Source organism: Macrococcus brunensis (assembly GCF_004359615.1).
Lineage (GTDB): Bacteria > Bacillota > Bacilli > Staphylococcales > Staphylococcaceae > Macrococcus > Macrococcus brunensis.
In genome coordinates this window covers 153,349-165,531 of record NZ_SCWA01000003.1, presented here as the reverse complement: position 1 = coordinate 165,531, position 12,183 = coordinate 153,349, and the positions used below count along the sequence as shown (strand labels likewise).

The 12,183-nt window shown below is 44.6% G+C and carries 14 protein-coding genes; 11 read left to right on the top strand and 3 right to left on the bottom strand.

All coding sequences use genetic code 11. The features are described 5' to 3' along the window. Both ERX27_RS02665 and ERX27_RS02660 read right to left on the bottom strand, forming a co-directional pair. Nucleotides 1–277: transposase (locus ERX27_RS02665; RefSeq protein WP_165983062.1), on the bottom strand; the 277-nt coding region annotated here is incomplete at its 3' end. Nucleotides 278–456: 179 nt separating this feature from the next. Beyond that, the gene (locus ERX27_RS02660) at nt 457–1,377 is read right to left on the bottom strand and encodes a 1,4-dihydroxy-2-naphthoate polyprenyltransferase (protein ID WP_133431289.1); all 921 of its coding nucleotides are present in this window, start codon (nt 1,375–1,377) and stop codon (nt 457–459) included. A 143-nt stretch (nt 1,378–1,520) separates the two neighbouring features. On the opposite strand from ERX27_RS02660, the gene ERX27_RS02655 reads away from it, so the two are divergent. The 8 genes from ERX27_RS02655 to ERX27_RS02620 all read left to right on the top strand — a co-directional run bounded on the left by ERX27_RS02655 (nt 1,521) and on the right by ERX27_RS02620 (nt 9,337). Next, nucleotides 1,521–2,753 carry an isochorismate synthase gene (locus ERX27_RS02655; protein ID WP_133431288.1) on the top strand — a complete coding sequence of 411 codons (1,233 nt, stop codon included), beginning with the start codon at nt 1,521–1,523 and terminating at the stop codon, nt 2,751–2,753. Further along, complete coding sequence (gene menD, locus ERX27_RS02650) at nt 2,750–4,387, top strand: 2-succinyl-5-enolpyruvyl-6-hydroxy-3-cyclohexene-1-carboxylic-acid synthase (protein ID WP_133431287.1); 1,638 nt, start codon at nt 2,750–2,752, stop codon at nt 4,385–4,387. The genes ERX27_RS02655 and menD overlap by 4 nt, the downstream gene beginning before the upstream one ends. Beyond that, nucleotides 4,380–5,153 (top strand): 2-succinyl-6-hydroxy-2,4-cyclohexadiene-1-carboxylate synthase, encoded by a 774-nt coding sequence (gene menH, locus ERX27_RS02645; RefSeq protein WP_133431286.1) that lies wholly within the window; start codon nt 4,380–4,382, stop codon nt 5,151–5,153. Before menD ends, menH begins: the two co-directional genes overlap by 8 nt. Nucleotide 5,154: 1 nt before the next feature. Then, entirely contained in the window at nt 5,155–5,973 is an 819-nt protein-coding gene (menB, locus tag ERX27_RS02640; RefSeq protein ID WP_133431285.1) for a 1,4-dihydroxy-2-naphthoyl-CoA synthase, read from the top strand. A 64-nt stretch (nt 5,974–6,037) separates the two neighbouring features. Further along, nucleotides 6,038–7,426, top strand: a complete 1,389-nt coding sequence (gene menE, locus ERX27_RS02635; protein ID WP_165983061.1) for an o-succinylbenzoate--CoA ligase — start codon at nt 6,038–6,040, stop codon at nt 7,424–7,426. Next, nucleotides 7,413–8,372 carry an enolase C-terminal domain-like protein gene (locus tag ERX27_RS02630; protein ID WP_133431283.1) on the top strand — a complete coding sequence of 320 codons (960 nt, stop codon included), beginning with the start codon at nt 7,413–7,415 and terminating at the stop codon, nt 8,370–8,372. Before menE ends, ERX27_RS02630 begins: the two co-directional genes overlap by 14 nt. 117 nt (nt 8,373–8,489) lie before the next feature. After that, a complete protein-coding gene (locus tag ERX27_RS02625; protein ID WP_133431282.1) occupies nt 8,490–8,810 on the top strand; it encodes a PadR family transcriptional regulator in 321 nt (106 codons plus the stop codon). Next, nucleotides 8,807–9,337: a DUF2812 domain-containing protein gene (locus ERX27_RS02620; protein WP_133431281.1), complete on the top strand. Its 531-nt coding sequence runs from the start codon at nt 8,807–8,809 to the stop codon at nt 9,335–9,337. Before ERX27_RS02625 ends, ERX27_RS02620 begins: the two co-directional genes overlap by 4 nt. A gap of 39 nt (nt 9,338–9,376) precedes the next feature. Here ERX27_RS02620 and yidD read toward each other — a convergent pair whose 3' ends face one another. Further along, complete coding sequence (yidD, locus tag ERX27_RS02615; RefSeq protein WP_133431280.1) at nt 9,377–9,607, bottom strand: membrane protein insertion efficiency factor YidD; 231 nt, start codon at nt 9,605–9,607, stop codon at nt 9,377–9,379. Between the two features lie 111 nt (nt 9,608–9,718). On the opposite strand from yidD, the gene ERX27_RS02610 reads away from it, so the two are divergent. The 3 genes from ERX27_RS02610 (at nt 9,719) to ERX27_RS02600 (ending at nt 12,172) form a co-directional block, all read left to right on the top strand. Continuing rightward, nucleotides 9,719–10,174, top strand: coding sequence for an NUDIX domain-containing protein (locus ERX27_RS02610; protein WP_133431279.1), 456 nt, complete (start codon nt 9,719–9,721; stop codon nt 10,172–10,174). Continuing rightward, a complete protein-coding gene (locus ERX27_RS02605) occupies nt 10,150–10,917 on the top strand; it encodes an alpha/beta hydrolase family protein (RefSeq protein WP_133431278.1) in 768 nt (255 codons plus the stop codon). Before ERX27_RS02610 ends, ERX27_RS02605 begins: the two co-directional genes overlap by 25 nt. A 739-nt stretch (nt 10,918–11,656) precedes the next feature. After that, nucleotides 11,657–12,172, top strand: coding sequence for a hypothetical protein (locus ERX27_RS02600; protein WP_133431277.1), 516 nt, complete (start codon nt 11,657–11,659; stop codon nt 12,170–12,172). Nucleotides 12,173–12,183: the final 11 nt, after the last annotated feature.

Below are 12,183 nucleotides of genomic sequence, written 5' to 3'. Positions count from 1 at the left end.
CCAGAAAAAACTTAAAAGACATATCATAACGTGAGCGTTCCACCACATCAACGTCTGATAAATCAAAAATAACTTTCAGAAGCAGATATTTGAACATTCTGACAGGACTTACGGCACTTCTTCCTTTTGTGATCGAATAATTTTCTATTACTTCATCGTAGATGAATGAAAAATCGATAATGTCTTTCATTCTTCTCAGTTTATTATTTTTAGGTACAACTATGTCATAAAGGTCTGAATAATTACTGTTCATCTTCTGTGAATCCGGTCTGATCATTGAACGACTCCCCCCTGTTTCCTTAAGTTTAAATGATGAGAACAAAATAAAGAACATGAATTTCAAAATTCATGTTCTCTAAAAGATTTTTATTCAATTGCGATTCTTCTTTAATTATCAGAATAATCGTAGATTATTAAAGGAGATTTTCAGTGACCTCTCCGTGGATTCGGTCTTTTTTATATACCTGTAATAGCTGATAGATAGATGCCGATAGCAAGCAGAAAGCCAAATACAGTGTTGAACTGTCCGGTTACTTTCATGGCAGGCATCAGTTCGATTGGCTTGTCACCTTTAAAGAAGCGTCTGACCGCTTTGATTGGCAGATTCGCGCTCAGGAAAACGATGAGCAGGAAGAGTGAGCCATAATCTTTTGTGAAAGTCACATAAAGAATAATGATGAAGCTGAGTGCGTAAAGAATGGCTATTGTGATAATGGCGATATTTTTTCCGACAAGAATGACAAATGTCTTACGGCCGCTGATCTTGTCTTTAACACGGTCACGTATGTTGTTAGCCATATTGATCATACCGATATTGATTGACACGGGGATGCTGAGTACAGCAGGATAGACACTTAAATGACCCGTGTGAATATAAAAAGTAATCATGATGATGACAAAGCCCATGAAGAAACCAGCAAAAATTTCGCCGAATGGTGTCCATGAGATAGGAACAGGTCCGCCTGTGTAGAAGTAGCCGACTGCCATACAGATAATGCCGACGAGTAAGATAAGCCATGATGACTGCCAGCAAATATAAAGACCAAGAATGGCTGCGATAATATAGAAAGCGACCGCCAGATTATAAACGGATTTTGGTGACATCCCGTTACGAACGATGGCGCCGCCGATACCGACAGAAGTATGATCGTCCAGTCCGCGTTTATAGTCGAAGTATTCATTGAACATATTGGTTGCCGCCTGAATCAGCAGACAGGCAATCAGCATGACGATGAGCAAGTCGAGACGGATATCGCCAAATACTTTAGCTGCCGCTGTTCCGACCAGTACCGGAACAAATGAAGCGGTAAGGGTATGTGGACGCATCAGATGATAATATTTTTTGAAACCAGTTTGTGTAGCAAGATGTTCTGACATTTTTAAGCTCCTATTCCTTCATATCTGCTTAAATTTTATGCTTTATTGAAATCTTAGTCAATGCAGGAGCGAGAATCCTACGCAGAAGACTTAAAAATGGTAAAATAGATAAGACTAAAAAGAATTTGAAGGAAGCTGAACGTATGTCGAAAGGAAATATACAAATCACAGAACAGACAGGCGCGTATGAATCACCCGCTGAGCTGTTCAAGGCCGCTGCCCGCTATAAGGGTGAGCGTTATTTCTATATGAATAAAGATAAAAGTGAATGGCTGATCGGTCTCGGACATGCTTATATGATTAAAGAGAAGAGCCGCAGTCCTGAACGGATCACAGAGCAGTTTCAGACACTGCTTGAGCAGACAAAAGAACCGCATCACATCCGCCTGTTTGGTGGGTTTCAGTTTGATGCGGGGAACAGTCCGTTATTTGACGAGTTTGGTCATAGCCATTTCATCTGGCCGAAGATTCAGATACTCTGCCAGAATAACCAGCTGACATACAGTTATACGGATATGACAGAAGAAGAAATCTTAAACTGGCGTTCAGTTAGCGAGGTCAAAGCGCCTGTCATTCAGTCTGTCAGCAATCAGAATGAAGAGCAGTTTCTTCGTAACGTTGCGACCGCAGTTGAAGCGATGAAAGCTGATCAATTTGACAAAGTCGTCTTATCGAGACAGAAGAAAGTGGTCATGAACGAGTCGGTTGACAGCGCGTGGCTGATCGAGCGTGGTCTGAAGAACGATGAATACAGTTATTTTCTACTGATGGAAGGGCAGAATAGCATCTTTGTATCACGTACACCGGAGCAGCTGGTTAAAGTCAAGGCGGACCAGCTGTCAACCAATGCTATTGCCGGTACGATGGCCAGAGGCTTTAACCATGCCGCTCAGAAATTATTGAGGGATGCTAAAAATCTAGTGGAGCATGATATTGTCGTCAAAAGCATCACAGCAGATATTGAGCCTTTTACAACTTGTATGAACGTCCCTGATTCACCGAAGATTATGACAAACCAGTTCGTCTATCATCTCTATACGCCGATTACGGCAAAAATAGAAAAGGGGAACGTGCTGAACATCAGCCAGGCGCTGCATCCGACACCGGCACTCGGTGGATTTCCGAAGCAGGCAGCAGCAGCATTTATTGAACAGGCAGAAGGAGATCGCGGCTTTTACGGTGCGCCTATGGGTTATGTGACAGCTGAATTTGAAGGTGAATTTATCGTTGCTATCCGCTCGATGCTTATCAAGGAAAACACTGCTGTTCTCTTTGCAGGCTGCGGAGTGGTAGCAGACAGTATACCTGAGTCTGAGCTCGATGAAACTGAAACTAAATTCAAGCCGATGCTGCAGCTATTAGGAGTGACAGAATGAAAAATGAAGCATTAACAAGACAAGTCTATCACCTGGTTAAACGACTTTATGATTACGGCGTAAGAGAAGTGGTGATTTCGCCCGGTTCCCGCTCGACCCCTCTAGCGATGGCCAGTGAAAGGCATCCGGAGTTAATCACATATATTCATCCTGATGAAAGAAGTGCTGCGTTTTTTGCGCTTGGTCTGATCAAGGCAACGGAAAGACCGGTAGCGATTATCTGTACTTCAGGGACAGCAGCGAGCAACTTCACACCCGCAATAACAGAAGCTTATATCAGTCAGCTGCCGCTTGTCGTCCTGACTGGTGACCGCCCGCATGAACTGAGAAATGTCGGAGCGCCTCAAGCAATCGATCAAGTGCGAATGTACTCAAACTTCGTCAAGTTCGACATCGATTTTCCGCTGGCTGATCTATACGAGGCACCTCATGATTTGATTGAGGCAACCATGCTGCAGGCGTCGCATTACTTTACAGGGTCTGACAGAGGACCAGTCCATTTCAATGTGCCGTTCCGTGAACCCCTGATTCCGGACTTGACTGCAGTCGAACTGCTGGCACCTGAACCGGTCATTACTTTTGAAGAAGAACGGACGGTGGATTTGAGTTCTCTCAGCGCGCTCTTTGCAGCAGGAAACGGCGTTATGGTTGTCGGCGACTGCCAGCATCAGAAACTTGACTATGTAATGGAAGTAGCTGAGCAGTTCAAGCTGCCGGTTCTTGCCGATGTGCTGAGTCAGCTCAGAGGGCTGAATCATCCGCAGCTCATCCGGACGGCCGATACCCTATTTAAAAGTCAGCAGACGCTCAAGCCTGATTACATTATCCGTATCGGTAAGCCGGTCGTCTCTAAACAGCTTAATCAGTGGCTGACTAAGCAGACATGCCCGCAGATATTAGTTCAGGAGAAAAGTGAACCTGATACCTTTCCGGTCGTGCCGCAGCATCACTTCAATATGCAGCCGGCCGAGTTCTTTAAATCGATGCTGAAGCTTGATTTAGATGTCAGGAATGACCTTGTCAGCGTATTTCAGCATTTAGAGCATACCCTGAGTGAAGTGATTGAGGCCCATATTGACGCAGTCACAGACGAAGGGACCGCTGTTGCTAAACTGCTGCAGCAGATTCCGGATGATGAAGTGGTGTTTTTCGGTAACAGTATGCCGATACGGGACGGTGACACTTTTATGCAGCATGGCCGTGCCTATTGTAATCGCGGTGCTAACGGCATAGACGGTGTTGTCTCAACGGCACTCGGGATGGCGGCACATCACACAGTCAATCTTTTTATCGGCGATATTTCTATGTATCATGATATGAACGGGCTGATTATGCACAAACTTGAACGGTCGAATATACGGATAATAGTGCTGAACAATGATGGTGGCGGTATATTCAGTTACTTACCGCAGCGTAAAGAAGAGGCGTTGTTTGAGCGGTTATATGGTACGCCGCTTGGTCTTGATTTCAGGCATGTAGCTGCATTATATGAGCTGGCCTACAGTCTGGCAGATGACGATATTAAGCTACCTGAAGCGACACATGTGCTCTACGAGGTTAGAACGGACCGTCATAACAACTTCGAGGCGCATCAGGCGCTGAATGAGAAAGTGAAGGCGGCGCTTAATGAATAGCCACTGGACAAAGGAAGGTCATGGCACGCTTCTTGTGATGCTGCATGGCTTTATGGGGGACAGCCGCACTTATACCGACGCAGTTCGACGCCTGCGCACTGAGACAGATATTTTGAGAGTTGATCTGCCGGGTCACGGGGCTGACAGAAGCGATCTATCTGAGACATGGTCCTTTGACTGGATCGCTGAAAAACTGCATGAAGTCATCAGTCGTGAAAGCTATCAGCAGGTCATTCTTTATGGTTATTCAATGGGTGGCCGGATTGCTCTTTATTACGCGCTGAAGTATCCGGTACACGCTCTGATTCTGGAAAGTACGTCTCCTGGACTTGAACGGGCTGAAGAAAGAGAAGAACGTCAGCGAATAGACCAGGCGCGCGGAGACCGTCTCATGCTGGACTATGAGCAGTTTGTGCAGCACTGGGAGAACTTACCGCTCTTTAAGCCTGCAGTGCCCCTTAATCAAGCGCAACAGCAGAAACTCAGCACGATCAGAAGAAGTCAGGAACCGGCTGGTCTTAAGAAAGCACTTATGGACTACGGGACAGGCAGTCAGCCGAATTTATGGCCTGAACTAGCAGAGCTTAATTGTCCGGTGCTGCTGCTGACAGGCACACTGGACCAGAAATTTAAAACCATCAATATAGATATGGCACAGCGTATTAAAGACAGCCGGCACATCGAAGTGAGTGCAGGCCATTCAATTCATGTGGAACATCCCGAAATTTTTGATACAATAGTATTAGAATTCATTAAGGAGGCATAACATGTCTAGAGTCTGGGAAACAGTTAAAGAATACAAAGAAATTAAATATGAATACTTCGAGGGAATCGGTAAAATCACGATTAACCGTCCTCACGTTCGTAACGCATTCACACCTAACACAGTAATGGAAATGATCGATGCGTTTTCTCGTGCACGTGACGACCAGCGTATCGGTGTCATCATCTTAACAGGTGAAGGCGATATGGCATTCTGTTCTGGTGGTGACCAGAAAGTCCGCGGTCACGGTGGCTACGTAGGCGATGATAACATTCCACGTTTAAATGTACTTGATTTACAGCGTTTGATTCGTGTCATCCCTAAACCGGTTATCGCGATGGTTCGTGGTTATGCGATCGGTGGCGGACATGTCCTTCATATCGTCTGTGACTTAACAATTGCTGCTGACAATGCTCGTTTCGGTCAGACAGGTCCTAAAGTCGGTTCATTTGATGCAGGTTACGGTTCTGGTTACCTTGCTCGTATCGTCGGACATAAAAAAGCGCGTGAAATCTGGTACTTATGCCGCCAGTACAACGCACAGGAAGCGCTTGATATGGGCTTAGTCAATACAGTTGTACCTTTAGCTGATATTGAAGACGAGACAGTGAAATGGTGTAAAGAAATTCTTCAGCATTCACCAACAGCGCTTCGTTTCCTGAAAGCAGCAATGAATGCAGATACAGATGGATTAGCAGGTCTGCAGCAGTTTGCTGGTGACGCAACATTACTTTACTATACTTCAGATGAAGCGAAAGAAGGTCGTGACGCATTCAAAGAAAAACGTCAGCCGGACTTCGATCAGTTCCCTAAATTCCCATAAGTTCTATTTTACGCGTTTGCTTCTAAAGCATGCGCGTATTTTAAAGTTAAAGGAGAGAAGGTCAGTGCAACATAATTTAGTAAAACAAGCAAAAGAACGCCCGGACCACATTGCAGTGAAGTTTAATGAGAGTACACTGACCTTTGCCGAATTATATGAACAGGCAAGCGCTGTGAAAGATCAGCTCCTTGAAATGGAACTTCCCAGTCGGATTGCAGTTCAGCCGACGAACCAGCTGAATTCTGTCATTATTATGCATGCGATAGTGCTTGCTCATATAGAGATGGTGCTGGTCAATACACATCTGACAGAATCAGAAGTGAAGCGTCAGCTTGATTCTATTGGTGTCGATGTGATTATTACAGATAACAGCTATACATCGCTCAGCTGCATCATGCCTGAAACGTTATTTAAGGGAATGGCAGAACGCTCAGCAGTTACAACCTATAATCCCGAGGATATCATGTCCATCATGTTCACTTCAGGAACAACCGGTGTTCAAAAAGCCGTACCGCACACTTTCCTGAACCATGTTGCGAGTGCAGAACGCTGTAAAATCAGTTTTCCGTTTGACAGAGACTCTAAATGGCTGCTCGCTTTACCGCTCTACCACATTTCAGGACTCAGTGTCCTTGTCAGAAGTATGATGGATGGATTTACGATTGTGCTGTTTGATAAATTTGATGCGGAGGCCATCAATCAGTCTATAGCTGAAGATGCCATCACACATATTTCACTTGTCCCGCAGACGCTTGAATGGCTGTTGGACGCAGGGCTGGAACGTCACCAGCTTGAAGGGCTGTTGATCGGTGGTGCGAAGCTCGATGACCGTACACTCGAAGAATGTCTGCGACGTGATCTTCCGGTCTATACTTCATTCGGCATGACTGAAACCGCTTCGCAATTTATCACGGCATCACCTGCCGATATGGTGAATCATCCGAATTCAGTCGGGCCTGTGACAGATGATATTAAAGTGGCGGCACCGCTGAACGGCGCTGGAGAGATACTGGTACGCGGTGACAACGTCATGAAGGGCTATCTTTACCCGGAAGGGGCGAATGACACGGCATTCAGCGGCGATTATTTTATGACTGGCGATGTCGGTCATATTAAAAATGGCCATCTCTATGTTCTGGACCGCCGAAAAGACCTGATCATATCAGGCGGGGAAAATATTTATCCGAGTGAAATCGAACAACTAATTTTGAGTATCCCTGATATCAGTGCGTGTTCTGTCGTCGGTATTCCGGATGCTAAATGGGGTGAAGTGCCTGCCCTCGTCTATGAAAGTGAGAGCGACCTTGATGATAAGATCACTAAGACACTGGAAGAGATTGCGAAATATAAACGACCCGTGCTGTACAAGCGGATCAAGCACTTACACCGCACGAGTAACAGCAAGGTTTCTAGACATCGCGTAAAGGAATGGCTGCTTGATGAAATTCAGTAACCTGAAGTGCTATACCTATGAAGCCCCCTTCAAGCATCCGATTAAGACCGTCAAAGCAGATCTGACGACGAGAAAAGTGCTGGTGATCTCACTTGAGGTGGCCGGTACCACTTACTATGCAGAATCCAATGCCTTTGAGACGGACTGGTATCATGAGGAGACGATTGAGACGGTTTACCAGTCTGTCCAGCATATATATGAACAGATTAAGGCAAGCGAATGGCAGGACTACGCTCAACTCGGTGCATTACTGGCACCGTTTCGCCGTACCCCTCATGCGATGGCGCTCTTTGACTATATCGGCTGGCAGAGCCTGAATGAACGGGCAGCAGTCACTGTGCCGTTAGGTTACACGCTGCATAGCGGACAGCATATCAAGCCAGAGAACCGTGTGAAAATCAAGTGGAGCGAACATGTCTTAGACGAGGTCAGGTCAGTCAGAGCAGGTGATACCGATATCAACATCGTGATAGATGCGAACGGCAGCCTGGGCGAGAAGGACGTACCGACACTTGAAGCCTTGCTGGCCTTTGACATCGATTATTTTGAGGAGCCGTTCAGCGACCTCAGACTCTACGCCGCCAACCGGCATCTGCCACTCGCGATAGATGAATCAGCATCCAGTATTGACAATATCATCAGATACTACGGGGCAGGCGTCAGAATCATCGTCGCAAAATATGCACGGCTCGGTGGCGGCTATCCGCTGCTCGCGATTAAAGAAGCGATACCCGATTTACGAGTGATAGTCGGCGGCATGTACGAATACGGCCTCAGCAAATACTTCACAGCTCTCTTAGCGAGTGAGTTCAAGACCATTCCGGACGTCACACCGCGGGGCACCTATTTTGCAGAGGACTATGCCCTTTACGAGGAACAGGTGAAGAATGGCAAGCTGACGATGACATTCCCAAAAGTAGATGCTGAGAAGCTTGAAGAAATATAAATAAAGTCGCAATCTGAAAAAAGATTGTGGCTTTTTTATTTTGACTTGCAAATATATCAGATAGGGTTTATTATATCGTTATACGATATATAGTTAAACGATATAAAGGATGACGATATGAATAATCAATCAGCTTTAACAGAAAGTATCTACTATATTTTATTGTCATTGGATGAACCCCTTCACGGTTATGGCATTATCCAGAACATCAAAGTGCTTTCCAACAATCGCATTAATATGGCGGCAGGTACTTTGTATGGTGCATTAAATACATTGATTAAAAAGGATTGGATTGAACTGGTCAGTGAAGACGGACCGAAAGGTAAGAAGGAATATGTACTGACAAGAGCAGGACGAGAAGTATTGATACAAGAGATCTCAAGATTGAAAGAACTAAGTCTGAATGGCGAAAAATTCTTAAGAGGTGATAGTCGATGACAAAAGTAGTGCGTAAATGGTTTTTAGTACATAACTATCAGAAGGAAGAAGACTGGTTGAATGAAATGGCAAATGCAGGACATAAACTTGTAAAAGCGAGATTAGGTAAATATATTTTTGAAGAAACCGATGAACATGAGACGATACGGATGGTATATCTGGGACAGGAGCGTAAGAAGTTTATTGAGTTTGTGAAAGATATGGGAATAGAACATGTGGCTACAATTAGCAACTGGGGTTATTTTCGCAAAGAGGACATACCAGGGGAGCCACCATTTGAAATGTTCTCTGATTACGAGTCACGGGTGAAGCATTTAAATGGTGTTCTTAATATGTTAATGATTATGACTTTATTAGAAATCATTATTTTTATATTTAATGCCATAGTGGGATTTAATAACGGTAATACCGCCAATATTTTTGTTAGTATTACGATACTGATTCTCATTATTTTACTTAGCTTTGCTACCTACAAAATATCATTAGACATTAGAAAAATGAAAGAAATCAGTAAAATAGAGCAGTAGTAACTTGAAACCACCAATCAGTGAAGAGATTGGTGGTTTTTAATGTCTATGCTCTTCTTTCGGCGGAACGGGGTCATAGCCGCCTGGATGAAAGGGGTGGCATTTCAGGATGCGCAGGGTGGTCAGGTAGCTGCCCTTCAGTGCGCCGTGTGTCTCGATGGCTTCCATTCCGTACTGGGAGCAAGTCGGATGGAAGCGGCATGTCGGCGGGGTCATCGGTGAGATATAATTGCGGTAGAAGCGGATGATGGCGAGTAGGATTTGTTTCATGTCAGGCTCCTTTTAGAGTTGTTTTATCTATTATAGTGCAGTTGCATGGACTTTTCAGTTCTCATGCTTACTATGATAAACTAAAGAAAAGACTGAGTGTGAGGTAGGGCGATGGAATTTAAGGATGTTGAAGGGAATACAGTGATTCTGAAGACGGATGAACCGGTACATCATCATGTCTTAATCATTCCGATTATGGGGCAGCAGTTTTTGCTGACGAAGCATAAGGAGCGGGGCATCGAGTTCCCGGGTGGTAAGAGAGAGAAAGGGGAGTCGTCTTTAGAAGCGGCGCACCGCGAGCTGTTTGAGGAGACAGGGGCTACAGGCATTCTCCAATATGTCACGAGCTATACTGTCATGACCGAGCGTTCTTTCACTAAAGACGTCTTCAAGGCGGAAATCACCGCCATCAGTGAGCAGAGGCATTATCACGAGACGGAGGGGCCTGTGATTGTGGGTTCACTGGATGATGTAGTGGAATCTGAGCGAAGCCGACTGTTACAGGATGACTGTATTCAATATATCGTACGGGAGATGATAGTATGTGGCTCAGCAGAACACGAGTAGCTGCGGATTATTTTGACCGCGGCTTCTATGAGGTGACCTATCCATCTGATGAGCTGGAAGTGACGGCGATGCTTCTTGTCCATCCGGCACCTGAACGCATCGTCATCTATCTGCGCGGTGGTAAGGGTGGCGTCGGCATGGTCAGGCCGGTGCGACTGATGCAGTTTGCGAATGATCAGACCTTGGTCATCGGACCTTATTACCGCGGCACAAAAGGCCAGGGTAAAGATGAGTTCGGTGGCGCGGATCTCGAGGACGTGCGCGCGTTGGTAAGAGAACTGAGAAGTCAGTACGGCGAGTTGCCGATACACTTAGTCGGTTTCTCAAGAGGCGGCATCCAGGGGCTTCTCACCTATCAGGATGTCGGCGCCACTTCGTTCATTATATGGGGCGGGGTCAGCGATATCTATTACATGTATAAAGAGCGGCCGGACTTACGCGGTATGATGAAGCGGTTGATCGGCAAGCCCGACGTCAACCCGGATGCATATGACAGACGGAACGGCTATCGGCATGTGAGAGCGGACAGCCCGCCTGTTATGATCATTCATGGTACAGCTGATGTACAGGTCGGGGTTGAACATGCTTATATACTTGAAGAAAGGCTCAAGGAGCTGGATGTTCCCTATGAATTACATATCTACGAAGAAGAAGGACATGTCTTCACACCGCCGCATGAACGGGAAATCTTAAGGAAAGTCCAGGAGTGGATGACTGCTGTAGAAAACGATAAAAGATGGTAATTGCACCAGGTCTCTCACCTGGCCATAGCACTTGTTATCTCTGCCTGAGCTGTCCATTATGTCCCTAACTTCTCGGACGGCCTGTGATGCACCGTAAAGCCGTCTGAACGCCCTATGTTCCCTAACTATTTTGACAAACCCTATCCATGTCTTTTTTGTATCTGCTCGTCACTGCCTGGGTGACTCACGAGTGGTAGAAGAGTGGAATCATGCAAACTACCGCATATGCCTACGGTCAAAGTGACAAATCCCGTAGACATGCTGGATGAATTTGTTGGTCAATGGCTCCAGCCCACCGTTCCTTTTTTACATGAAGAACACCCGAAACATGTACTGCCGTATGAAATTGAGGCAAACAAAAAGACAGGTAGCGATCCTACGCTACCTGTCTTTGTAATCTAAACCGTCTGCCGATGTATGTACAAAAGCAATACATGTATATTGAAATTTCTCGATTTTCCCTATATAATAGTTTTATACAGCAAAGATTATTTTTGCTACATAAGATATAATATAAGAAAGATCGGTAAAATCATGATTACGTTAGGTCTAGTAACGTAAGAATGAGGTCTGATAGAAGTTGGTCGCTTCTTTCATTCTTGCCGGTCTTTTTTATTTGTCTTAATTATACAGTTGATAAGTGAGAATATGCAAATAAAAAAATTCAGAATTTTCTTGCTTTTATTCAACAATCAATATATTGTATAAATATAAAATAAAATTGAAATAGGGTTATTAAATGGTAAAAAGTAAAAAAATAGTGGTTGTTGATGTCGCTACTACTTTATTATTTCCTATTTTTAACGGAACTGCAAAGGCTTCAACAGATTTGAACGAGCCCGAAAAAGTAATTCCGTATAATGGAACTAATTATGAACCTTCTAGCACTAATACCTATTCTCAAGTAGGTTGGACTTATTTACATAAAAATCCTTCTTCTGTTACTGATACAGTTTCTTACAATGTAAGTAGAACGAAATCAGCCACTGCTTCTGTTAGCAGTTCTACTGAATTTGGAATTATGAAAACTGGTGTAGGAATTGCAGCCGAAATGTCTTTAAATACTTCAACAACTGTAAGCTATACAGTTACTTATAGCATCCCTCCCTATACTAGTTATCTTTTACGGGTGGGAAGTCAAAAGGTTAAAACTAACGGATACATTGTAAGATATAGCAATGGTCTCGTTTCAAGTAAGAAATATGTAAGTGGTGATTGGTCTTATCGTGGATTTTCAGATAAAATTAAGCAATAAAATGGCGGGGA